The sequence below is a fragment of the Agrobacterium tumefaciens genome, assembly GCF_013337285.1.
Taxonomy (GTDB): Bacteria; Pseudomonadota; Alphaproteobacteria; order Rhizobiales; family Rhizobiaceae; genus Agrobacterium; species Agrobacterium burrii.
This window is the reverse complement of sequence record NZ_SUPW01000009.1, coordinates 104,175-127,093: the sequence shown is the minus strand read 5'-3', so window position 1 is coordinate 127,093 and position 22,919 is coordinate 104,175. Positions and strand designations below refer to the sequence as shown.

General features: G+C 59.2%; 19 protein-coding genes. 9 read left to right on the top strand and 10 right to left on the bottom strand.

Going from position 1 to position 22,919, the window contains the following annotated elements; translation table 11 throughout:
• Positions 1 to 3 precede the first annotated feature (3 nt).
• The 5 genes from FCH38_RS20490 (at position 4) to FCH38_RS20470 (ending at position 5,721) form a co-directional block, all read left to right on the top strand.
• Complete coding sequence (locus FCH38_RS20490; protein WP_153516714.1) at positions 4 to 1,515, top strand: alpha-N-arabinofuranosidase; 1,512 nt, start codon at positions 4 to 6, stop codon at positions 1,513 to 1,515.
• A 7-nt stretch (positions 1,516 to 1,522) separates the two neighbouring features.
• Positions 1,523 to 2,596: an ABC transporter ATP-binding protein gene (locus FCH38_RS20485; protein WP_153516715.1), complete on the top strand. Its 1,074-nt coding sequence runs from the start codon at positions 1,523 to 1,525 to the stop codon at positions 2,594 to 2,596.
• Between the two features lie 72 nt (positions 2,597 to 2,668).
• Positions 2,669 to 3,943, top strand: coding sequence for an extracellular solute-binding protein (locus FCH38_RS20480; RefSeq protein ID WP_149901431.1), 1,275 nt, complete (start codon positions 2,669 to 2,671; stop codon positions 3,941 to 3,943).
• Between the two features lie 69 nt (positions 3,944 to 4,012).
• A complete protein-coding gene (locus tag FCH38_RS20475) occupies positions 4,013 to 4,897 on the top strand; it encodes a carbohydrate ABC transporter permease (RefSeq protein WP_046800432.1) in 885 nt (294 codons plus the stop codon).
• Positions 4,894 to 5,721, top strand: coding sequence for a carbohydrate ABC transporter permease (locus FCH38_RS20470; RefSeq protein ID WP_046800433.1), 828 nt, complete (start codon positions 4,894 to 4,896; stop codon positions 5,719 to 5,721). Before FCH38_RS20475 ends, FCH38_RS20470 begins: the two co-directional genes overlap by 4 nt.
• An 18-nt stretch (positions 5,722 to 5,739) precedes the next feature.
• On the opposite strand, the gene FCH38_RS20465 is transcribed toward FCH38_RS20470, so the two are convergent.
• The 6 genes from FCH38_RS20465 to FCH38_RS20440 all read right to left on the bottom strand — a co-directional run bounded on the left by FCH38_RS20465 (position 5,740) and on the right by FCH38_RS20440 (position 11,599).
• Positions 5,740 to 6,864, bottom strand: coding sequence for a sn-glycerol-3-phosphate import ATP-binding protein UgpC (locus FCH38_RS20465; RefSeq protein WP_174374957.1), 1,125 nt, complete (start codon positions 6,862 to 6,864; stop codon positions 5,740 to 5,742).
• 40 nt (positions 6,865 to 6,904) lie between these two features.
• Positions 6,905 to 7,789 (bottom strand): ABC transporter permease subunit, encoded by an 885-nt coding sequence (locus FCH38_RS20460; protein WP_174374956.1) that lies wholly within the window; start codon positions 7,787 to 7,789, stop codon positions 6,905 to 6,907.
• Positions 7,790 to 7,796: 7 nt separating this feature from the next.
• A complete protein-coding gene (locus FCH38_RS20455; RefSeq protein WP_149901428.1) occupies positions 7,797 to 8,687 on the bottom strand; it encodes a carbohydrate ABC transporter permease in 891 nt (296 codons plus the stop codon).
• An 86-nt stretch (positions 8,688 to 8,773) separates the two neighbouring features.
• Positions 8,774 to 10,117: an extracellular solute-binding protein gene (locus FCH38_RS20450; RefSeq protein ID WP_046800504.1), complete on the bottom strand. Its 1,344-nt coding sequence runs from the start codon at positions 10,115 to 10,117 to the stop codon at positions 8,774 to 8,776.
• A 258-nt stretch (positions 10,118 to 10,375) separates the two neighbouring features.
• Entirely contained in the window at positions 10,376 to 10,849 is a 474-nt protein-coding gene (locus FCH38_RS20445; protein WP_174374955.1) for a VOC family protein, read from the bottom strand.
• Positions 10,850 to 11,008: 159 nt separating this feature from the next.
• Positions 11,009 to 11,599: a methyltransferase family protein gene (locus FCH38_RS20440; protein ID WP_174374954.1), complete on the bottom strand. Its 591-nt coding sequence runs from the start codon at positions 11,597 to 11,599 to the stop codon at positions 11,009 to 11,011.
• Positions 11,600 to 11,898: 299 nt separating this feature from the next.
• On the opposite strand from FCH38_RS20440, the gene FCH38_RS20435 reads away from it, so the two are divergent.
• The 3 genes from FCH38_RS20435 (at position 11,899) to FCH38_RS20425 (ending at position 15,383) form a co-directional block, all read left to right on the top strand.
• Positions 11,899 to 13,683, top strand: a complete 1,785-nt coding sequence (locus FCH38_RS20435) for a methyl-accepting chemotaxis protein (RefSeq protein ID WP_174374953.1) — start codon at positions 11,899 to 11,901, stop codon at positions 13,681 to 13,683.
• Positions 13,684 to 13,912: 229 nt separating this feature from the next.
• A complete protein-coding gene (locus tag FCH38_RS20430; protein WP_369809600.1) occupies positions 13,913 to 14,821 on the top strand; it encodes a lytic transglycosylase domain-containing protein in 909 nt (302 codons plus the stop codon).
• Positions 14,822 to 14,969: 148 nt separating this feature from the next.
• Positions 14,970 to 15,383 (top strand): hypothetical protein, encoded by a 414-nt coding sequence (locus FCH38_RS20425; protein ID WP_149901423.1) that lies wholly within the window; start codon positions 14,970 to 14,972, stop codon positions 15,381 to 15,383.
• Positions 15,384 to 15,451: 68 nt separating this feature from the next.
• Here the strand turns inward: FCH38_RS20425 and FCH38_RS20420 are convergent, their stop codons facing one another.
• The 4 genes from FCH38_RS20420 to FCH38_RS20405 all read right to left on the bottom strand — a co-directional run bounded on the left by FCH38_RS20420 (position 15,452) and on the right by FCH38_RS20405 (position 21,752).
• A complete protein-coding gene (locus FCH38_RS20420; protein ID WP_236776668.1) occupies positions 15,452 to 19,039 on the bottom strand; it encodes a TonB-dependent receptor domain-containing protein in 3,588 nt (1,195 codons plus the stop codon).
• A 147-nt stretch (positions 19,040 to 19,186) separates the two neighbouring features.
• Positions 19,187 to 20,113: a FecR domain-containing protein gene (locus FCH38_RS20415; protein WP_174374952.1), complete on the bottom strand. Its 927-nt coding sequence runs from the start codon at positions 20,111 to 20,113 to the stop codon at positions 19,187 to 19,189.
• Positions 20,114 to 20,199: 86 nt separating this feature from the next.
• Complete coding sequence (locus FCH38_RS20410; RefSeq protein WP_174374951.1) at positions 20,200 to 20,709, bottom strand: RNA polymerase sigma factor; 510 nt, start codon at positions 20,707 to 20,709, stop codon at positions 20,200 to 20,202.
• A gap of 140 nt (positions 20,710 to 20,849) precedes the next feature.
• On the bottom strand, positions 20,850 to 21,752 hold the full coding sequence (locus tag FCH38_RS20405; RefSeq protein ID WP_149901421.1) for a hypothetical protein: 903 nt from the start codon (positions 21,750 to 21,752) through the stop codon (positions 20,850 to 20,852).
• Between the two features lie 183 nt (positions 21,753 to 21,935).
• Between FCH38_RS20405 and FCH38_RS20400 the strand changes: the two genes are divergently transcribed.
• The gene (locus tag FCH38_RS20400; RefSeq protein WP_174374950.1) at positions 21,936 to 22,916 is read left to right on the top strand and encodes a 3'-5' exonuclease; all 981 of its coding nucleotides are present in this window, start codon (positions 21,936 to 21,938) and stop codon (positions 22,914 to 22,916) included.
• The last annotated feature ends 3 nt before the right edge of the window (positions 22,917 to 22,919 follow it).

The following is a 22,919-nucleotide window of genomic DNA, read 5'->3' as shown; positions in this document are numbered from 1 at the left end:
CCTATGAAAGCGCGGGTTTCAGTCCACCGGGATTTCCGGATTGGGCGTATCGACGATCGCCTATATTCCGCCTTCATCGAGCATATGGGGCGTGCGATCTATGGCGGGATTTACGAGCCTGGCCATCCGCAGGCGGATGAGAACGGCTTTCGCCGGGATGTCCTGAAATTTGTGCAGGACCTGAAAATTCCCGCCATCCGTTATCCCGGTGGCAATTTCGTATCGGCCTATCGCTGGGAAGACGGCATTGGTCCCCGCGACAAGCGGCCTATCCGCCTGGACCTTGCCTGGCGGTCGAAGGAAACCAACCAGATTGGCGTCAACGAATTTGCGGACTGGGCCTCAATGGCCGGCATCGAGATGATGCTGGCCGTCAATCTCGGCTCCCGCGGCCTGGATGATGCCCGCAACTTCCTTGAATATGTGAATTTTCCTGGTGGCACCGAACTTAGCGATCTGCGCCGCAGCCACGGCACAGAGAAACCGCATGGCGTGAAGATGTGGTGCCTCGGCAACGAGATGGACGGCCCCTGGCAGATCGGCCACAAGACGGCGGTGGAATATGGCCGGCTGGCCAATGAAACCGCCAAGGCTTTCAAAGGCTTCGACCCGACAATTGAAGCGATTGTTTGCGGCAGTTCCAACGACGGCATGCCGACCTATCCCGAATGGGAACGCGAGGTGCTGGAAGAATGCTACGAGAATGTCGATCATATCTCGCTGCACAAATATTTCGGCAATAACAGCCGCGACACGCTGAATTATTTCGGCAAGATCGAAGAGACCGGTCGTTATATCCAGACGATTGCCGGCGTCATCGACTATGTAAAGGCCAAGAAGCGCGCCAAGAACGATGTCTCCATCTGCTTCGACGAATGGAACGTCTGGTACCATATCCGTGAAGACGACAGCAAACGCATCAAGAGCTGGGACTGGCCGGAAGCGCCGGCGCTGCTGGAAGAGACCTATAATTTCGAGGATGCTCTCTTCGTTGCCGGCCTGCTCAATGAGTTTATTCGCCGCTCAGACCGGGTGCGCATCGCCTGCATCGCCCAGCTCGTCAACGTCATCGCCCCCATCCGCGCGGAAAAGAACGGGCCAGCCTGGCGCCAGACGATCTATTATCCCTATCAGTTCGCCTCGCTTTATGGCCGTGGTGTTGCGCTGAATGTCGCGGTCGATTGCCCGACCTATGATTGCAACGCGGCTGACGACGTCAAATATCTCGATGTCGCGGGCGTGTTCGATGAAAACGAGGGCGTGGTGACGCTGTTTGTCCTCAACCGCCATCTCACCGAGGCGGCAGAGCTCAATGTCAGCCTTACCGGCTTTTCGTCCGCGTCGCTCAGCTTGCATCTTGCGATGGCGGGATATGACCTGCGGGTCGGAAACGGCCCCGACCAGCCCGACCGCGTCGTGCCGGTGCCGGGCAGCGGTGTCGCCGTCGAGGATGGGGCGCTCAAAGGCTCCGTGCCGGCGCTGTCCTATCATGTGCTGCGCCTGAAGGTTCAGTGAGGCGGTCATGGGTGTCCGTCTCAACAATATCGCCAAGTCCTTCGGATCGTTCGCAGCGATCCGGGACGTCTCGATGGAAATCCCGACTGGCAGCTTCGCGGTGTTCGTGGGGCCTTCCGGTTGCGGAAAATCCACCCTGTTGCGCATGATCGCCGGGCTTGAGGAAACCAGTGGCGGCCGTATCGCCATTGACGACCGCGACGTCACAGCGGTCGAACCGGCGGATCGCGGCGTGGCGATGGTCTTCCAGAACTATGCGCTCTATCCGCATCTGACGGTGTTCGAGAACATGGCTTTCAGCCTGCGGCTTGCCCGCCGGCCGAAGGCGGAGGTGAATGAGAGGGTGGGCGAGGCCGCCCGTATCCTGCAGCTCGACGAACATCTGCACAAAAGGCCCTCCCAGCTTTCCGGCGGCCAGAGGCAGCGTGTGGCCATCGGCCGCGCCATCGTGCGACAGCCGAAGGTCTTTCTGTTCGATGAACCCCTGTCCAATCTGGACGCGGAACTGCGTGTCCAGATGCGGCTGGAACTGACACGGCTTCACCGCAAGCTCGGCGCGACCATGATCTATGTCACGCATGATCAGGTGGAGGCGATGACGCTTGCCGACAGGATCTTCGTGCTGAAGGGCGGCATCGTGCAGCAGGCGGGGGCACCGCTCACGCTTTATGACGATCCCGACAATCGTTTCGTGGCGGGCTTCATCGGGTCGCCGGCGATGAATTTCCTGCAGGCCGATGTGGTGGAGCAGCGCGATGGCCGCGTGACGCTGACGCTCGAAGGCGGCGAGCGGCCTCTCGAAGCGCGGTTGTCACAGCCGGTTTCGCCCGGCCAGCGGCTCGAGATCGGCATCAGGCCCGAACATCTGGCGATCACGGATGAAGGCGCCTTGCCTGTCATCGTCGAGGTGGCAGAGGAGCTTGGCGATCTGTCTTACCTCTACACCCGCACCGGGGCGGGAAAGGAGCTTGTCGTGCAGCGGCAGGGCTCCCGGGAGCAGCTGGATGGCCGGTCCGTCTCGCTCAGCGCCTCGCCCGACAGGATTCTGGTTTTCGATAGCGACGGCAAAAGGTTGCGATAGGCGCGAGGAGGCGCCTGTCGATGCAGCAAACCATCCCCTGACGGGGTGTTTCAAGAAACGGGAGGAATAACGATGCGATTGATCAAGACATTGCTTATCGGCACGGTTCTGGGTTTGACCGCCATGCCGGCGCTTGCGAAACAGGATATCATCTGGTGGGACTTTCTGGCCGGTGGTGACGGCGTGCGCATGAAGGCGCTGATCGAGGCCTTCAACAAGGAACATCCCGATATCCAGATCAAGGGCACGACGCTGGAATGGGGCGTTCCCTTTTACACCAAGGTGCGAACGGCCTCTGCGGTGGGCGCGGGACCGGATATCATGACCTATCACCTGTCGCGCGCGCCGCTTGGCCTTGAAGAAAAAGTGCTGAGCGAAATCACCGCGAAGGATCTTGAAGATGCCGGGTTGAAGACGGAAGATTTCTTCAGCGCACCGGTGGAGGCGGCCACCCAGGACGGCAAGCTTTACGCCGTGCCGTTCGATATTCACGCCCTCGTTCTTTATTACAATGCCGATCTTCTGAAGGGCTCTCCCTATCTCGATGCCGAAGGCAAGCTGACCGGCATCAAGACGATCGAGGATTTCGAAAAGGCGCTGGCCTGGGCGAAGGAAAATGGCGTGCAAACGCCGATCACCTATCAGTCGGGCGGTGAAGGCGGGGTCTGGCGGGTGTTTTACACGCTGCTGTCGCAGCAGGGTGGCGAACTCGTCACCGGCAAGGAGGTTCTGGCCGGCGACAATGCCGAAAAGGCCGCCAAAGCCATCGACACAATGTCCAGATGGCGGGAAAACGGCTGGGCGCCGGAACAGGCGGAATATGAGGCCTCGGTGGCGCTGTTTTCCGCCGGCAAATCCGCCTTCCAGCTGAATGGCGTCTGGGAAGTGCCGACTTACAAGGATCTGGAAAAGAACGGCAAGCTCGGTTTCAAATGGAGTGCGGTGGAAGTGCCGCCTTTGATGGGCAAACGCGCCACCTGGGCGGATTCCCACGCTTTCGCAATCCCCAATGAAGGCGACAACACGGTTTCCGGCGAAAAACGCGCCGCCGTCATGACGGTGATCGGCTGGATGGAAAAACACGCCATCAGCTGGGCCGATGCCGGACATATTCCAGCCTATAAATCGATTACTGAAAGCCCCGAATATAAGGCCATGCAGCCAAACGCCACCTATGCCACGCTGGCGGAGGCGGCGGTGTTTGACCCCAAGACCACGATTACCGGGGTTGCCTCTCCGGCCTATGACGCGGCGCTCAACGTCATCGCACCGGCCATACAGGGTTTTGTCGGCAGCGCGGAAGCCGTCGAGCAGATCCAGTCCGAACTTCAGGGCAAACTCAAGTAATCCACGCCTGCCCTCCGGCCCCAATGGCTGGAGGGCATCGCGCAATGCGCAGAGGCCCGGAGGCATTTAATGGCAATGATTGAAAACCGGCGGAAGAAGTCGCTGATCGCGCTGTCGATGGTGACGCCATTTATCGTCGTCTTCGCCACCTTCTTCCTTTATCCGCTGATCGAAATGGTGCGCATCAGCTTTACCGATGCGCCGTTGATCGGCGAGGGAAACTGGGTCGGGTTTGAGAACTACGCGAAACTGCTGGGCGACCGGCTGTTTGTCACCTCGCTGAAGAACAACGGTTATTTCGTTCTCTTGACCGTGGTGCCGACCACCATCATCGCGCTGATGATTTCACTCGCCGTCAGCCGGCTGTCGGGCATCGGGCAGACAATCGCCATGAGCCTGTTTTTCCTGCCTTACGTGCTGCCGGTTTCTGTGGTGACGGAGATCTGGGCCTGGATGCTCGATCTGCAATTCGGTGTTCTGCAGCCGGTCATTTCGCTGCTGGCGGGCAAGCCGGTCGCTGTCTTCAAGAACCCCTATTGGGTGATGCCGATGGTCGCTGTCGTCACCATCTGGTGGACAAACGGTTTTAACGTGCTGCTTTTCATAGCCGGCCTGCGCAATATTCCAACCGAGCTTTATGAGGCGGCGGCGCTGGATGGCGCGACGACCTGGCAACGCTTCCGCCGCGTCACCTGGCCGCTTCTGTGGCCGGTGACGGCACTCGTCCTGACGCTGCAACTGATCCTGCAACTGAAGATATTCGACCAGATCTATCTTCTGAGCGGCGGCGGCCCGTTCAATTCCAGCTTTGTGCTTCTCCTCAAGGTCTATCGGGAGGCCTTCCAGATGAACAATGGCGGTTATGCCTCGGCCGTTGCGACCGTGCTTTTCCTGTTGATCGTCATTGTTTCCGTTCTCCAGTTCCAGTTGCTGCGCATCCGGAGGAACTCATGAGCCCGACCAGAAAACTCGAGAACATCGTTCTTACCCTGCTGACCTTTTCGGCAGCGCTGGTGTGGATTTTTCCACTCTACTGGAGTTTCGTTACCTCGCTTCGCTCCGATGAGAATGTTGCCGGCAACACATCGCTGCTGCCGGATGAGTTCCAGCTGGGCGCCTACGTAAACGCGATCTTCAACACGCGGCTGCTGACCTGGTATGTCAATTCCATTGGCACCGCCGTCATCGTCACGGTCTCCGTCCTGTTCATTTCGATGCTGTGTGCCTATGCGCTGTCGCAGATCCGCTTTCCCGGCCGGCGGCTGCTTTATGGCATCGTGCTGGCAAGTTTCATGGTGCCGGCGCAGACGCTTGTCGTCACGCAGTTCATCCTGATGAAGAACCTCAACCTCATCAACACCTGGGCGGGCATCATCCTGCCGCAGCTCATCACCCCCATCGTCATCATCGTCTACAAACAGTTCTTCGACAGCGTGCCGAAGGAGATGCGCGAGGCTGTGGTGCTGGATGGCGGCGGCGAATACACGATCCTGTTCCGGGTCTATCTGCCGCTCAACTGGGGGATCACGACCGCCATGGCGATCGTGACCTTCATTTCCGTGTGGAACGCCTTCTTCTGGCCCTTCCTCGTCGTCACCTCGGAAAACATGATGACCATCCCCGTCGGCATCACCCAGGTCAACGACGCCTTCGGTGTCGCCTATGCGCGGCTGATGGCCGTTGCAATGCTGGCAGCGCTACCGGTCATCATCGCTTACGTCATCTTCCAGCGGCGCGTGACGGAGGCCATCATGATTTCGTCAGGCGTGAAGGGGTAAGCCGAAAGGCCTTGTCTTTTAGACCGCCAGCAATGCCTCCTTGCCGACGCTGTTGGCTTCGTTTGCTCCTTCCGTTTCGATCCGCTTGCCGGTGGCCGGGTCGAAGAAATGCAGGTGCGCAGGCGGCATGGTGAGGTGGATGCGCTGGCCGGGTTTGACCGAAAGGTCTTCGCCGATTGCGGCGGAGAAGGTTTCACCGGCGATCTCGGCATGCACGATGCGGCCGGAGCCGAGCTCTTCGACGAAATCGACGATCGCCGGTACGCCCGCGCCTTCTTCCGTGCTGACAAGGCACTGTTCCGGGCGGATGCCCACGGTTACGTCGCGGCCGCGCAGTTCGAGACCGGTTTCAGGGAAGAGCCTGACCGCCGCGCCACCCAGCATCACGGCAGGCGATTCGACTTCGACCCTTGTTGTAAACAGGTTCATGGCCGGTGAACCGATGAAGGATGCGACAAAGGTGGTGGCCGGGCGGTGATAGATATCGAGCGGATGGCCGACCTGTTCGACGTTGCCCTTGTTCATCACCACCAGCCGGTCGGCGAGCGTCATGGCTTCCACCTGATCATGGGTGACGAAGACGGAGGTGGCGGAAAGGCGCTGGTGCAGCTTGCGGATTTCGGCGCGCATGGTGACACGCAGCTTGGCGTCGAGGTTGGAGAGCGGCTCATCGAACAGGAAGACCTGCGGTTCGCGGATGATCGCACGGGCCATGGCCACACGCTGGCGCTGGCCGCCGGAAAGGGCGGCCGGCTTACGCTCCAGATAATCGGTAAGGCCGACGATCTTTGCGGTTTCTTCGATGCGGCGCAGGCGCTCGGCCTTGGCAACACCGGCGACCTTCAGTGCATAACCAATATTGCCGGCGACCGACATATGCGGGTAAAGCGCGTAATTCTGGAACACCATGGCGCAGCCGCGCTCACGCGGTTCCAGCTTGTTGACGACGCGCCCGCCAATGGCGATTTCGCCTGATGTGATCTCTTCCAGCCCGGCGATCATCCGCAGAAGCGTGGATTTTCCGCAGCCCGATGGGCCGAGAATGACGACGAATTCGCCGGATTCGAAAGAGAGATCTACGCCGTGCAGGGTCTGGGTCTTGCCATAGGATTTGCGGGCCTGGCGAATATCGATCTGAGCCATGATAGGAAAACCTTGTTGTTGAAAACCACGCGCCGTGCCGTCACTTGTCGGACGAGACGAGGCCGCGGACGAACCAGCGTTGCAGGAAGGCCACGACGAGAAGCGGCGGGGTGATGATGATGAGGGAACCGGCGAGTGTGACGTTCCAGTCCGGCGTGCCGTCTTCGGCCGGCAACAGCGCGCGTAGCGACATCATCACCGTCTTGTAGGAGGGATCGGTGACCATCAAGAGCGGCCACAGATACTGGTTCCAGGCATAAACGAACATGATGGTTGTGAGCGCCAGCATGTTGGTGCGCGACAGCGGCAGCAGCATGTCGACAAAGAAGCGCACGGCGCCTGAACCGTCCATGCGGGCGGCTTCGGCCAGTTCGTCAGGGACCGTCATGAAGAATTGCCGGTAGAGGAAGGTGCCGGTGGCCGTGGCGACCAGCGGCAAAGTGAGGCCGGCATACGAGTTCAGCAGGTTCCACTCGACCGTCACCTCAATGCCGAACAGCCCCAGAATGGCGCGGAACGGCTGGAAAAGATCGGCGGCCACGGAATAGGTCGGCACCACACGCACTTCGAGCGGCAACATCAGGGTGATGAACACCGTCCAGAAGAACAGATGTTTGAGCGGCGAGCGGAAGAACACGATGGCAAAGGCTGTGCAGGCCGAAAGGGCTACCTTGCCGATCGTGACCAGCGTCGCCATGATCATGCTGTTCAAAAGGGCGTTGCCGAGATTGGCGCGTTTCCAGGCTGCCTCGGCATTGGTGAAAAATTCGCCTTGCGGCATGAAGTTGAACGGTACGCTATTGACCTGCTGGATCGTCTGGCTGGCGCCGGAAATGACGACGATGAACGGGCCGATGAGGAGAAAAAAACCTACCACCATGATCGCGTAGGTCAGGGCGTCGGCATAGGGTGTGCGCTGGATCATCGCCGCCTCACTTGTAATGGACTTGCCGCTCGACGAAGCGGAACTGGACGAAGGTGAAAATCATGATGAGACCGATGAGGACGAGGCTCTGCGCCGAGGCGCCGGAATAGTTCAGCCCCTCGAAGGCTTCGCTGACGATGCGGTAAACCATCACTTCGGTGGCGCGGTTGGGGCCGCCTTCGGTGGTGGAGGCGACGATGCCGAACGTATCGGCCCCGACGAAGCCTTCGGTCATCATGATGACGGTCAGAAAGAACAAAGTGGGGGCAAGCAGCGGTACCTGAATGTCGATGGCGCGGCGAATGGGGCCGGAACCGTCCATGGCGGCGGCTTCCGTCAAGGAGCGCGGCACCGATTGCAGGCCGGCGAGCACGAAGATGAAGGTATAACCCGCCCATTTCCAGACAAAGATGGCGATGACGAGGATCAGCGCGTGCTCGCCGTATTTGGCCGGGTTCCAGATATCCGGCCACCAGGCGTTGAGGGAGGCGGCAAGGCCGCGTTCCGGCGACAGGATGAAGCGGAAGGCCATGCCCGCGGCGGGGCCGGCGATGGCGAAGGGCAGGATATAAAGCACCCGGAAGAAACTGGAGCCGGGAAGCGCACGATCGACGCAAAGCGCCAGAACGAGGCCGATGAGAATGGTGAAGAATGGGCCGGCAATGGCGAAGACCATGCTGACGAGCACCGAATGCCAATAAAGCGGATCGAGAAAGGTCTCCTCGAAATTGGCGAGACCGACAAATTCCGCAGCGCCGCCGAAAGGTGGTTCGAGCGTGAAGGCCCAGTTGATGACCGCCGCCACGGGCCAATAAAAGAACAGGAAGATCAGCAGAAGCTGTGGCAGGGCGAATAGCACGGGCAACCACGTGCTTTTGAAGACGGCGCGCTTTTCCATAAAAAAACCGGCAATACTGGAGAGATGGGTGGACTTGCCCTAAAGCTTGAGACTCTGCGGGCAAGTCCTTCGAAAATTTACGGAACTTAGTTCAGCTTGGCGCCGGCATAAGTCTTTTCGAAGCGGCGCAGGCCGGCGTTCGAGCGCTCGACGGCCTTGTCGAGTTCAGCCTGAACATCGGCATTCTGCATGAAGATGGCTTCGAGCGAGGTGGCGACTTCCTTGCGGATCTGCGTGAAACCGCCAAGGCGGATACCACGGGTATATTCCGAAGGCGGCGTAAACGTCAGGCTTTCGATGGCCTTTTCACGGCCCTTATAGGGAGCCTTGTCGTAGAAGCCATTGGCCTTCATGGCGTCGAAGCCGGTCTTGGTGACCGGGATGTAGCCCGTGACGGTCGACCACCACTGAACCATCTCCGGCTGGGCGATGAAGTTCAGGAACGCGGCTGCACCTTTGTATTCGGCATCCGGACGGCCGGCCATGACCCATAGCGACGCGCCGCCGACCAGCGAGTTATGACGTTCAGTGCCTTTCCAGACCGGCAGCATGGCAACGTCCCACTTCACGCCTTCCGGCATGGTCTTGGCGACGGTGCCGTGATTGGCGATCGAGGTCATGAACATCTGGCAGGTCTGCGAGGTGAAGGCGGGCAGGATGTCCATGCCGAGCTGCTTGGTCTTGACGACGAACAGCTTCTCGTCCTGCATCTTCTTGAAGAACTTGACGTGATCGACGAACTTCGTCTTGTTGATCGTCAGTTCGGCGTCGAGGCCCTGGTAACCGTTGCCCTTGGTGGCGATCGGCTGGTTATGGATGGCGGAGAACTGCTCCATCAGCATCCAGGTGTCGAAGTTGAAGGCCAGCGGGCATTCAAAGCCGGCGGCCTTGAGCTTCGTAGCGGCTTCCTGAACCTGTTCCCAGGTGTCCGGCTTGAAGGTGATGCCAGCTTTTTCGAAAGCGTCGATGTTGTAATAGAACATCGCGGTCGAGGAGTTATAGGGGAACGAGTTCAGCTCGCCCGCAGCGGTGGCATAATAGTTGGCGATGCCGGGGAAATAATTGTCCCAGTCGATCTTGTAGCCGTTGTCGGCCATCAGTTTCTTGGCGGGAACGAAAGCCTTGGACAGCATCATGTCCAGCGTGCCGGCATCGTAGATCTGGGTGATGGCGGGCTGCTTCTTGGCGCGATAGGCGGCAATCGTGTTCTGCAGCGTGGCGTCGTAATCGTTCTGCGAGGTGCAGACGATTTCGAATTCAGCCTGCGAATCGTTGAACTTCTTGCAGGTTTCCTGAACGCGATCGCCAAGATCGCCGGAAAGGCCGTACCAGAATTCGAACTTGGTCTTTTCTGCGTGGGCAGCCGTGGCGCCGAAGGCGGCAGCAATGGCGACGCCGGCCACGAAAGAGGTCAGAGCGGAAGATTTCATGAGTTGAGCCCCGTTGATGGATGATGGCATGATCGGCAAGAACATCATGTTCCCAGCACGAAGCCACGGGCTCTGCTAACAGCCGTCTTTGACGGATCGCTTACACTTTGTTGAACGTTTTATGATGACTTGCCGCGCAGGACGATCTGCGCGGCGGGGAAAGGCGATTAATTCAAGGAAATCGGATTTTCCCTTATTTTTCGGATGTTTCCGGGATCAAGTTAATTTCGCTACTTACTGCTGAATAGTGCGGAAGCATCAACCGCGGCGTGCGGCTTCGATGGCGGCGACGTCGATTTTCTTCATGTCCATCATCGCCTCGAAGGCACGTTTGGCCTCCGCGCCGCCGGCTGCCATGGCGTCCATCAGCACGCGCGGGGTGATCTGCCAGGAGACGCCCCATTTGTCCTTGCACCAGCCGCAGGCGCTTTCCTCACCGCCATTGCCGACGATGGCGTTCCAGTAGCGATCGGTTTCTTCCTGATCTTCGGTCGATATCTGGAACGAGAAAGCCTCGCTTTGTTTGAAGGCTGATCCACCGTTAAGCCCGATGCAGGAAACGCCGGCCACGGTGAACTGCACCGTCAGCACATCGCCCTTCTTGCCGGAGGGGTAATCGCTCGGCGCGTGGTGAACGGCGGTTACCGCGCTGTCGGGAAAGGTCGCGGCGTAAAATCTGGCGGCGGCCTCGGCGTCCTTGTCGTACCAGATACAGATCGTGTTCTTTTTCATCTGCTTGCTCCTCCAGGTTGGAACTCGTCATCTTGCCTGAACAGGCAAGGAAATTCGCCGGCCCATGGCCGGCCCCCCCCCATTCGGCATAAAATGCCTGCGGCGGATGAATGTTCCGAAAAAGTTGAAGGCCGCGCCACGGCTCAGGTTTGACTATCGTCAAAGCCAGCGCCGCACCCGGCGCCGATAGGCGTCATATGCCGGACCAAGCTCTTTCGTCAGCACACGTTCTTCAATAGTCACCTGCAGCGACACGGCGATGACAAGAGCGATGGCGACAACAAGCTGTAGAGGCGATGGAAACACCAGCACCAGCCCGGCAAACAACACGATCTGACCGACAAAGACCGGATTTCTGGAACGGCCGAAAGGACCGGTATCGACGATTGCGCCAAGATGACCCTCGGCCGCGCCGATGCGCCATGACCTGCCCATATGGTTCTGCGCATAAAGCGCGATGAGGCCGCCGGCCAGCACCATTACCATGCCGCCAATCCGGATTGCGGCGCCAAGATCGCTGCGGTTCAGAAGCCAGACCGGATTTTGCGGCTCCAGCCACAGGGTGATGAGCGGCAGCAGAGCGCCAAGGAGAAAAGCGAGGCGAAAGAGCATGGCGGGAACAGCCTGTCGCTCACGGCCTTTTGCGAAAAGCCAGATCGGTTCTCCCGTCTGCTTCGCCAGCCGCGCCGTCAAAAATAGAAAACCGGCAATATAGGCCCATACGGCGAGCGCGGTTGCAACGTCAATCATGGGTTCTCCCGAAAAAAGTGGCAAGCCGCAACGTATCGGCGAAGGACAGCCATATCCGATTCGTCTGATGCGCAGAGTATAAACAGCAATAATACGTCCTTGTTACAACGGTCCCATGGCCTTGGTGTGAGCGGATGCGGCTAAGGAAAGAAACGGTGGAGAGTTTAAATTCGGCATGAATTTTGTAGTCTGCGTGATGGAACATAAACCTTATTCTTAAATATTATTTAATATTGTAACAGTAATATTATTGAATGATTGTAATAGAGAATCATTTGTCTGCCATCGGAGGATCGCGCGTGAGTTTTCTTGATCGTGGTGCCAATGCTTTCGCGGTTCTTGCCGCGCTTTCTAAATCCCAGGCCATCATAGAATTTGACCTTTCCGGGAAAATTCTTACCGCCAACGAGAATTTCTGTCGTGCGCTCGGTTATGAGCTTGCGGAAATCGTCGGCAGGCATCACAGCATGTTCGTCGAGCCCGCGCTTGTGTCTTCGCAGGACTACAAGATCTTCTGGGCGAAACTTTCCGCCGGTCAGTTCGACCAGCAGCAATATAAGCGCCTCGGCAAGGGCGGTCGGGAAGTCTGGATCGAGGCCTCCTATAATCCGGTGTTTCGCCGCGGCAAGCCGGTGAAGGTGATCAAGATCGCTACCGATATCACCGGGCGCAAGCTGAAGGCGGCGGAAGATGCGGGCAAGATCGACGCCCTGTCGCGGGCGCAGGCCATCATCGAATTTTCACCTGATGGTGATGTCCTGACGGCCAACGAGAATTTTCTGGCGGCGCTCGGTTATTCGCTGGCGGAAGTGCAGGGCAGGCATCATTCGATGTTCTGCGAACCGGCCTATACGCAGTCGACGCAGTATGAGCAGTTCTGGGAAAGGCTCGGCGGCGGTGATCTCGTGGCGGATGAATTTATGCGGCTCGGCAAGGGGGGCCGCAAGGTCTTCATTCAGGCCTCCTATAATCCGATCTTCGATCTGAACGGCAAGGTGTTCAAGGTCGTCAAATTTGCGACCGACGTGACCGGTCGTGTCGAAAATGTCGAAAAGCTCGCGCAGTGTCTTACAGACCTGGCTGATGGCGATCTGTCGCAGAGCATCGACAAGCCATTCATCCCCTCGCTTGAGAGATTGCGGACGGATTTCAACGCAGCCTCGGAAAAGCTGAAGAGAGCGATGACGCTGGTATCTGAAAATGCCGGCGCGATATCCTCGGGCTCCAACGAGATACGCTCCGCCGCCGATGATCTTGCCAAACGCACGGAACAGCAGGCCGCCTCTATCGAGGAGACTGCCGCGGCGCTGGAGGAGATCACCACCGCCGTCAACGATTCCAGCCGCCGGGCCGAAGAGGCCGGCACGATCGTCGCCCGGGCCCGCGACCATGCCGAACATTCGGGCCAGGTGGTGCGCGATGCGATCGGCGCCATGGATCAGATAGAAAAATCATCGCGCGAGATTTCCAACATTATCGGCGTGATCGACGAGATCGCCTTCCAGACCAATCTGCTTGCGCTGAATGCCGGCGTGGAAGCGGCGCGTGCAGGTGAAGCGGGCAAGGGTTTTGCAGTCGTCGCGCAGGAAGTGCGCGAGCTGGCGCAGCGCTCGGCAACGGCTGCGAAGGAAATCAAGAGCCTGATCAACGCGTCCGGCTCGCAGGTGGAAAACGGCGTCGGTCTGGTTACCAAAGCGGGATCGGCGCTGCAGGAAATCGCGGCGCAGGTTCGTGATATCAACAGCAATGTCGTGGCGATTGTCGAAGCCGCCCGTGAACAGTCCACCGCACTTGCCGAAATCAATCAGGCGGTCAATACCGTCGATCAGGGCACACAGCAGAACGCTGCGATGGTGGAGGAGCAGACTGCCGCCAGCCACAGCCTTGCGCGGGAAGCAACGGCCTTGTTCGAGCTTCTGGGGCAATTCAGGTTCGATGAGGCTCCGCGTTCGGCATCTTCCTCACGAAGCAGCCCGGAGATGCGGCCGGCGCCGGCTCAATCGCGCCGTCCGGTATCCCGGTCCGTTGCGGCGCGTGGTTCTGTTGCGGTTGCCCTCAATCACGATGAATGGCAGGAGTTCTAGACGGCTTCTCGCCAGAGCGGGTAAATGACAAGTCCAGCCGGTCCGGCAATCGGGCCGGCTGGATGTTTTACGCCGAGCCTTTTGATAGCGCGGATGCACATCGGCAGCGCGAAACCGAAACGACCATTGAACAGGACCGAAGGTCGGGGCATATTTTCGCGATTGCCGATAATCGGTGCTTTGCGTCTGAAAGTGTGGGGTCGTTTGCTTGGCACGTATATGGGCAGGGATATGGACAGGCCGTGTCGTTCTCGTCTTCTGCCTGCTGGTGACAGCCGGCGGTGCCGCCCGGGCTGAAGAGCCGGCAGCGGGGAAAAACGCCTGTGCCTATAGCCATGCCGTTGCGCCGGAACTGTGCATTCGGGTGGGCAGCTACAATAGCGATCTGTGTCATGCCATCGAGGTTTTGGCCGGACGTTACGCCGTGCCACCGGATTATTTCGCCCGGCTCATCTGGCGCGAAAGCCTGTTCCGCGCCGATGCGGTCAGCCCGAAAGGGGCCGAGGGTATCGCCCAGTTCATGCCCGGAACGGCAAGGCTGCGTGGTCTCGAGGACAGTTTCAACATCATTGCCGCGCTTGAGGCGTCGTCGCGTTATCTCTCCGAGCTGAATGGTCAATTCGGCAATTTCGGTCTTGCCGCCGCGGCCTATAATGCCGGCGAGGCGGGGTTGCGGACATTCATCGCCACCGGCCGCCTGCCGATGGAAACCCGCGATTACGTGTTTGCCATCACCGGATATCCTGTCGAGAACTGGAAAGACAACCCGCCGGAAAAGGCCGCCCCGGCGCTGGATGACGGCCGCTCCTTCCTCGACGCCTGCCTGCGTCTGGCCGACACCCGCACCATGAACGATCCCGTTCTCATCTCCTCGGCCGACTGGGCGCCCTGGGGTGTGCAGCTTGCGGCGCACTACAATCCGGCGGTGGCGAACCGGCTGTTTACCCGCGCGATTGGCGGATTGTCGGAACCCCTCAATGCGGAACGTGCCCTTATCATCAGGCAAAGAGGCGGGAATTTCGGCTCGCGCCCGCGTTATGCCGCCCGCATCGGCCGTGAGACCCGCGCCGAAGCCAACAGGCTCTGCGGAGAGATCCGGCAGGCAGGCGTCCCTTGCACCGTGTTCCGCAACAGATAGAGGCGCTTGACGCCCGTCGATCATAACAAGTTGATCGGGATTTCGGTCCGCCCTCCTTTCAGCATAAAATCATTGACCCTAGATTTGCGCCGCAGCGGCAGTAGGCAACCTATGCGGCTGGCGATATTTTGCGAGGGGACGATTGAAAATGAGATGGATTGAAACCGGATGTCTGGCGGCTGCGCTGATGATTGTCACCGCCTGCACCTCAACCGGAGAAACCGATATTTCCCGCACGGTCGCAGCCTTCGTGGGGCAGCCGCAGGACGCGGCCATTGCCAGGCTTGGTCGCCCCAACAAGGTGGTTATCGAAAAGGGCGCAACCGAATCCTACTGGCTGAAGGTTGACGTGGAGACCTATGCCGGGCTGAGCAACCGGCGTGAATACAAGTCCGTGGATGGACAGACCCAGATGACGCAGACCGAGGGTATGAAAATCAAGGAACACCGCCGCGATTGCATCATCAAGATCACTGCGGATGCCGGCTCCATCATCAAAACGAGCGAGATCATCGGCAATCCGGCGAGTTGCGAAACCATTCTCAATCGTCCGGCTTCCTGAGCGACCTTATGTTTCTGTGAGCCGCGCGGCAGGCAGGCGCACGGCTAGAAAGTTTGAGGAGAGGTTCCTCAGAAGCGATAGTTCAACCCGACCTTGATGGCATGCAGGTTCAACGAGTTCGAGGCGTTGCGACCGTTTACAATTCCGGATGTCCCGACATGGTCTACATATTCGTAGATCGGTGATTCATAGGGCTCGCAGATTTCCGGCATGGAATCGCAAAGCCAGGCCATGTTCGGATCATTCTTCAAGCCGGGATCGACCATCTCGGTGCCGGTCTGTTCGCTGGTGCGATAGTCTTTGCCGGTGCCGGCACGGGCGTTCTTGAACTTGAACGATTTGGCGCGGAAATGGCTGTAGCTGTAATCCGCACGGATCGACCAATTGTCGTTCAACGCATATTCCGCACCGAGACCGACGGTGAAGCCGGCACGTGTTCCGGAAGCCTTCTCCACGAAGAATGCCGTCGTTTCAGAGCCGAGAGGATTGGTCGCGCTCGCGCCGTCTGAAATATACTGGTCGCGCCACTGGGTTTCTTTCGCCAGCGCCAGGCCGGCGGTGGAGTAAACGAGCAGCCTGTCATTCACGGCGTAACCGAGCTTCGCCCGCAGGCCGGCCGTCCAGTCGATATCGTAGCTGGTCGTTGCGTCCAGGTGGCCGCTCTTCGCCAGCACCGGATCGGTGGAACCGAACTTTTCGATGCCACGAAGATAGGTCTTGGTGTAATCTGCCTCGACGCCGACGACGACGCCGTTTTCCAGCTGCCGGTCATAACCGGCCTGTAATCCGAATGCGCCGCCCCGCAGGTTGAAATCAGCAGATTCCCGTGCGGCCGCGCCGTTGAATGTGCCATCCAGCGAGGTCGTATTTCCCGCAAAATTCAGGAAATCACCGCCGGCATGGGCACCCACATGGAAGCCGGTCCAGTCACGCACGAAGGAAGCGTCCGTCGGGCTGCTGAAGGGGGAAAGGCCGGGCAGGGCCTCGCCGCCGCCGATCGTCGCGGTAAGGCTGGCATAAATGGTGCGGCCGGGACCGGGCTGCGTGACGAGGCCGAGCGGATCGACATAAAAACGGTCGAACAGGTTCTCCACCCGCAGGCTCGCCGTCATGTTGTCGTTGATCTTGTATTCGGTAAACAGATCGACCAGCGTATAGGGCTCCCAGTCGACAAGCGCGATGAATTCCGACGCGCCCTGCGCGGTGACGTCGCCGTGACCGATGGCGCGCGGGCCGACATAGGAGATGCGGCCCCCGACCGTCAGCCGGTCCTCGAGAAATTTCTGCGAAAGCGTCAGGTCGACCGTATATTCCGGCTGAACATGGTTCGTCGCATAGTCGCCATAGAGAGACTTGCTATCGCAGGTCTGCGTCGTGCGGCAATATTCGACATTCAGGAAGTAGTTGGCAGAAAGATCGGCCGAAAATCCGCCATTGGTGTAGCGGCCGGAAAGTTCGAGACCGGAAAATTTGGCGCGCGGAATATTGCCGATATTCAGCGTCAGCTGCGGTTCGGTCACGACGGTGCGCGAGATGTAATTCTTCACATCCCAGTTGAAATAACCGAACTTGATCATGGCGGTGTCATCGTCGGAGAAGATGCCGTCGCGAATGATGTTGGTGCCGATTTCCCAGTTGCTGGAGCGTTCCGGCAGGACACCCGAATTTGCGATAACACTGTTGAAGGCCGAGACAGATTCAATGATGGATGGCGAGCGCAGCGTATTCGAATAATTGACGTAGAACTGGGTGTTGTCGAACGGTTCCAGCGTCACTCCGGCAGACGGGCTGAACCCGCCGTCATCCACTTTCAGGCCAACCGGCTTACCCTGCACCTGGTAACGCTCATAGGGATCGAACCTGTCTTCGACCCAATAATGGGAATATCGCAGGCCGCCATTAAGCGTGAGCCAGTCCACCGGCTTGTAAGCTGCCTTGGCAAAGGCTGCACCTTCATGGCGGATGGCGTCGCGCGGTGTCAGCCAGCCCTCCAGAACGGCCGTGTGGTCGCTGCCCTTGGTGTCTTCGGCGCGGTAGGAAAATCCGTAATTCAGGTCGAAATCGCCGTAATCCAGGCTGAATTGCGAGCGGTTGGTAATCTCCACTCCCCACATATTGGTATCGGTGCCCACCCGGAAGCCTGATGGCAGGCCGATCTTCTCCGGCGTCAGGCCACGCCCGCCGCGCACGGGGTTGCGGACTTCGAGATGGTTGAAATAGAAATTCGACTTGAAGTCGATGAGGTCATTGTCCTCGGGGTTCCAGTTGTATCTGGCGGTAAATGTATCGAGGCTGGTGCTGACGGTCTGTTCCTGCTGCTGCGCCTGTCCGGTATTCGAGGTCAGCCGCGAGGCAAGCCTGTCTCCGGCCTCGCTTCTATATCCCATGTAACCGATCTGGAATGTCTGGTCGTCTGATAGACGCGCCGTGACCTTCGCCAGAAGCGATTGCGTTTCCAGCTCGGTATTGAGGACTTCCTCGCCGCCGCGATAGTTGACCAGGCCTTCATTGATCATCGTGTTGGGCAGAGTGCCGCCCCAATATTTCGTGTCGCCGATGTTTTTCGGGGATGCGACAGGACCATGGCTGCCGGCGTGATAATTGCCCTGACGGCGATGCGCATATCCGGCGACGACATCAATGTCCTCGCCCTTGTAAGCGCCGATGACGCTGCCGGAACCGGTCGTCGGCTTCAGGAAGGCTGGCCTGTCCATGCCATCGGCGGACGGGGTCGCGGTGCCTGCGCCAGACTGATAGCTATAGCCGCTCAATGCCCCTTCCGTCGGGCTTGATGAATTGGTGCCGAAGCCGCCTTTGACCTTTAGCCCCCATTTTTCGCCCGGCTTGACGATATCGTCGGCGCCGACCGTTCGCATCGCCACCGATCCGGCATTGCCGAAGGAAGCGGCATCGGCTCCCTTGGTAATGTCGACACCGGCGATGAAATCGGGATCGACATAGGTGCGGTTCGAGACGCCCTGATAACCCTGATAGACCGTCACGGAATTTTCCGCGCCGTCGATCGTCGTGGCGACGCGGCCCATTCCCTGCATGCCGCGAATATTGACGTCGATGGCGCCGGCGCCGTTTCGCGCTTCGCCGGACATGACGCCGGCCGTGCCACGAAACATGTCGGCTGGGCTTGAGCCGCGGAAGCGCTCGATATCCTCGCCCGAAATGAAGGCGGTCGGGGCATCGTTGCTATAAGGTGCGTCCGGGCTGCCATATCGTCCTGACTTGCCGGTGACGGTGATTGTTTCGAGAATGAGCGAGCCATCCGCAGAGGTTGCTTCCGGTGCCTGTGAGGCGTTGGAAACCGTCACGCGATCGGGCGCGGTGAAGCGGAAGCTGAGGCCGGTGCCGTCAAGCAGCTTGCCGAGTGCTTCCCGCGGCGGCAGGGAGCCGGCCGCGCCGGAGGTCTTGAGCCCGCGTGTCAGCGAGGCGTCGTAGAAAATCTGGATACCGCTTGCGGCGCCAAAGCGCGTCAGCGCCACATCGAGGGACCCGGCGGGAATGGAAAACTGGCGCAGCTCCTGCGCAACGGCCTGGGTATGGGCAACCAAGGATACGGAGCAGGCCAGTGATGCGCAGAATGCTGCAAGCCTCAAACGCCGTTCGCGACCACCGGATTTATGTCCCGTCGCCAATAAAGTCATCCCCGTATTCCCTTCCATTTCGCCGCCTTGCTGTGGCCTCTGATAGGGAAGACGACCGAGGCGCATGAACCCGAAAAGATTTGTGGAGTTTTTTTGTAATATTTTCGGATCGTCCGGAATCCAGCGCTGTCGCCGGTTCGAAAAGGTTCAGACGAGGAGCAGTATTCCGCCCGCGCCGACCGCATGAAGATGCAGGGTTTCTTCAAGGTGGGCGATAATGTCCTGCGGCCGGTTGAGCTGAAAGACGCCGGAGACGTGCAGGGAGCGCAGGCTTTGACGGGTAATGATGATCCTGCCGCGCCGGTGGCGGTTCAGGCTCGCGACGATGTCTTCCAGCGGACGATTGTTGAAGACCAGCATGCCTTCACGCCATGCCGATGCCGTCTCGAGGTCGATTGCCGATTTTTCCCCAAGGCCAGCGTCCGAATAGACGATTGCCTCTCCGGGAAGCAACTGCGCATCGCCGAGACAGTGCACGCTGAGCGGGCCGGACAGGCATTCCACCGTCACGCCGCTGGCATTGTGGGTGACGCTGAACGTGCCGCCAGAGGTCTGCACACGACCATTGCCGGCTTTGACCACAAAAGGAATATTCGCCGCCTGCTGGACGGTGAAAACCGCTGCACCTGCCGTGAGATCGAACTGCCGTTCACCGCGCTCCAGCGACAGGGCGGAGCCGCCATCGAGAAAGGCGGTCGATCCATCCGGCAGGCTGACATTCTGCTGCTCGCCGACACCAGTTGAAAAATCCGCGAGCATTGCGCCGATGGAGGGCAGGTAACCGAGTTCCGGCAGCGCGACGGCAATGCCGGCAAGGCCGGCGGCAAGGCTGCCGCCCACCAGAAAGGATCGTCTGGATGTGGCTTTGACGCGGGTCTGCGTCTGCGCTTGCAGGGCCGGGCCAAGATCGCGCCAGAGCGCCGACGCCTCGATGAAGGCGCGTTCGTGATCGGCGCTGAGGCTGCGCCAGTGGCGGAGCGCCTCCGTATCCTCAACCGTGGCCGCGCCGGAGCGCAGCCTGACGATAAAGGACGTGGCCATTCTTCTGAGCGCATCGGATCCTTCGTTCAACACGCAACCCCTATCAAAAAACCGTCTGGATGCCGGAATTTCACATGAACCTCATTAGCTCTAACGATCACAAACGGTAAATCCGAAAATTATCTGCGCCGCTCATGTCCCATTTTCTCGATGCAGTAGTTGAGGGCGCGGTTGATCTCCATCTCCACCGTGCGGGTGGAGACATGGAACTCCGCCGCGATCTCGGCATAGGGACGAAATTCCAGCCGCGCCGCGACCAGCATCTTTCTCTGTCGATCCGGCAGTTCACCGATGACCCGCATAAGCTGCCGAATCTGGTCGCGGTCGATCACCTGCTGGTCTGGACCCGGGCGCTCGTCGCGGATGGAAAGAGCGTCCTCGATCTGTTCGGTCGTGGCCCGGTGCCTGCGTCCCCGCCCGTGATCGATGGCCAGCGATCTGGCGATGCGCTTGAGATAAGGCACTGGTGCTGCGGATGCATTCGAGCTGTTTCTCGCCAGCTTGATCCATGCCTCATGGGCAAGGTCCTCGGCATCCTCGCGCGAACCCGTCATCCGCGTCAGATATCGCTTGATATCCGACTGGGTTTTCAGGAATGCCGAAAGGAATTTGTCGTCGCGCTGCGTCATGACCGACCTGGAGATTGAACTTCAGGCGATACCCCGTGGCAGACGCAAATTCAATACTTAACTAAAATAATCATGTTAACGCCGGCAGGCCCTGATCGCGGCGGACGTGCATATCCGAGCCGCACCGAGCTGGGAAGGCGTCACAGCTGCATCTTGATCGTCAGCATATATTCGGTGCCTTTCGCCCGGTCGCGGGTGCGGGACACTTCAAGGGTGACTTTTTCCAGCTTGTGCTCGAGGCTTTCCTTGATCGTTCCGCCGGGCGTGTCCTCGCGGCGCAACGAGGTGTTGCCATAACCAATGCCGATTTTGCGCGTGATGGCGTTTTCCGTATAGGTTCTTCCGAACATGGCAGACGCCTGCCCGCTGCGGACAGTCGCGTCGAAACCACGGGAATCGATGTCGCGATAGGCCGAGCCGCTGATCGAATTGTCCGACTGGCTATAGCTGCCACCCGCACTTATTCTGGCAAGTCGGTGTCCGTCGTGCTCAAGCGAAACATTGCCGTCGGCTGATGGTCCGAAAAGCCCGCCATTCATGCTGTCCTTGTAGGTGAATCGGAAGCGGCCGCTGCGGGCATCGACCTGATAATTGTAGGAGGCGTCGCCGCTGCGCACCTGAATGCCCGGGGCCGGTTCGCTGCCGAGGATCGGCGAAACCTTGTCGGCGAAATTGAAGAGGGGTCTGGTGACCTGTTCGAATTCCGTCTGCGACAGCTGAACGGGCTTTCCCTCCGCATCGAAACCGCCGACCGCGAGGCAGGGGCGCTGATTGATGACGCTTTTCAGGGCAAACAGCGTGCAATTGTCGCTGGTCATGCCGGCAATGGCGGCGTGGACGGAGTTGCGCAGTGTATAGCTGCCGCAGCAGGAAAAGGCGTCGTTATCGGCGCTCGCATCTCTCGTATAACCGGTGAAGACGATGCCGCTTGCTCCGGTGGAAATGTTCACATTGGCGAATTGCGGGCCGCTTTGCAGCGGAAACAGCTTCAACCGGCTCTGGTCAGCGAGCGTTTTCGGGTTGGAAAGCGATGGGATCGGCATTCGTTTTCTCTCCTTGAACACGGAACAGTGTTTCCCTTCTAACACCGCAACGAGAAGGTGCAACCCGCAACCTGTGTGGGTCAGTTTCTGTGGATGAAAGCAACCGCTGTTGTTACCGTGAGCCTCTGCACATATGCTGGACTACTTAAATCACGATTTCCGGACACGGCGGACAGGCGCATAATGAGCTCCCAGTTGGATTTTTTCGGTTCCGCGGCGGCGCGGCTTCCCCAAAGTGAACGGGGACGAAAAGCGGCCGGCCGCGAAACGGCAAAGGCGAATGTTGCGGATGACGAGACGCTTGCCGGATATCTTGAATCCACCGGAAATTACCGTGTTTCACGCCGGCTCATGCCGCGTTCCGTCGTAGACAGACCGCGGCCGGAGTTCCCCCGTCAGGGCATTATCCTTGATACCGAAACCACGGGCCTCAATCATCGAACCGACGAGATTATCGAGATCGGCGTTATCGCCTTCACATTCGACGATCATGGTGCGATCGGCGACGTTACCGGCGTCTATGGCGGCCTGCGGCAGCCCGGCGTCACTATCCCGGAAGAGATCACGCGCCTGACCGGGATCACCGACGAGATGGTCGCCGGACAGGTGATCGACATGGACCGCCTGAGCGCGCTTGTTGCTCGGGCGGATCTGATCATCGCCCATAATGCCGGCTTTGACCGTCCGTTCTGCGAGGCCTTCTCGCCGATTTTCCGCGAGAAGGCATGGGCCTGTTCGGTTTCCGAGATCGACTGGCGGGCGCGGGGTTTTGAAGGCAGCAAACTTGCCTATCTGATTGGGCAGTCCGGTTATTTCCACGACGGCCATCGCGCCGTCGATGATTGTTTTGCGCTTCTGGAGGTGCTGGGTCATGCGCGTGCGGGGCAGGGCGAAGCACCCTTCGCAGAACTGTATCAGGCAAGCCAGCGCTCAAGGGTCCGCATTTATGCGGAAAACAGCCCCTTCGACATGAAGGATCATCTGAAAAAGCGCAGCTACCGCTGGTCGGATGGTTCGGATGGCCGGCCGAAAGCCTGGTGGGTGGAAGTAGCCGAAGAAAAGCTCGATGAGGAGCTGCATTTCCTGCGGACCGAGATTTACCGCTGGGAGGCCGATCCCCCGGTCAAGCACCTCACAGCTTTCGACCGCTTCAAGGCAAACTAGCGC

Bases quoted from the DNA above. Each gene is read 5' to 3' on its own strand.
- FCH38_RS20490 (WP_153516714.1), top strand. From the start codon at position 4: ATGAAAGCGCGGGTTTCAGTCCACCGGGATTTCCGGATTGGGCGTATC.
- FCH38_RS20485 (WP_153516715.1), top strand. From the start codon at position 1,523: ATGGGTGTCCGTCTCAACAATATCGCCAAGTCCTTCGGATCGTTCGCA.
- FCH38_RS20480 (WP_149901431.1), top strand. From the start codon at position 2,669: ATGCGATTGATCAAGACATTGCTTATCGGCACGGTTCTGGGTTTGACC.
- FCH38_RS20475 (WP_046800432.1), top strand. From the start codon at position 4,013: ATGGCAATGATTGAAAACCGGCGGAAGAAGTCGCTGATCGCGCTGTCG.
- FCH38_RS20470 (WP_046800433.1), top strand. From the start codon at position 4,894: ATGAGCCCGACCAGAAAACTCGAGAACATCGTTCTTACCCTGCTGACC.
- FCH38_RS20465 (WP_174374957.1), bottom strand. From the start codon at position 6,864: ATGGCTCAGATCGATATTCGCCAGGCCCGCAAATCCTATGGCAAGACC.
- FCH38_RS20460 (WP_174374956.1), bottom strand. From the start codon at position 7,789: ATGATCCAGCGCACACCCTATGCCGACGCCCTGACCTACGCGATCATG.
- FCH38_RS20455 (WP_149901428.1), bottom strand. From the start codon at position 8,687: ATGGAAAAGCGCGCCGTCTTCAAAAGCACGTGGTTGCCCGTGCTATTC.
- FCH38_RS20450 (WP_046800504.1), bottom strand. From the start codon at position 10,117: ATGAAATCTTCCGCTCTGACCTCTTTCGTGGCCGGCGTCGCCATTGCT.
- FCH38_RS20445 (WP_174374955.1), bottom strand. From the start codon at position 10,849: ATGAAAAAGAACACGATCTGTATCTGGTACGACAAGGACGCCGAGGCC.
- FCH38_RS20440 (WP_174374954.1), bottom strand. From the start codon at position 11,599: ATGATTGACGTTGCAACCGCGCTCGCCGTATGGGCCTATATTGCCGGT.
- FCH38_RS20425 (WP_149901423.1), top strand. From the start codon at position 14,970: ATGAGATGGATTGAAACCGGATGTCTGGCGGCTGCGCTGATGATTGTC.
- FCH38_RS20420 (WP_236776668.1), bottom strand. From the start codon at position 19,039: ATGACTTTATTGGCGACGGGACATAAATCCGGTGGTCGCGAACGGCGT.
- FCH38_RS20410 (WP_174374951.1), bottom strand. From the start codon at position 20,709: ATGACGCAGCGCGACGACAAATTCCTTTCGGCATTCCTGAAAACCCAG.
- FCH38_RS20405 (WP_149901421.1), bottom strand. From the start codon at position 21,752: ATGCCGATCCCATCGCTTTCCAACCCGAAAACGCTCGCTGACCAGAGC.
- FCH38_RS20400 (WP_174374950.1), top strand. From the start codon at position 21,936: ATGAGCTCCCAGTTGGATTTTTTCGGTTCCGCGGCGGCGCGGCTTCCC.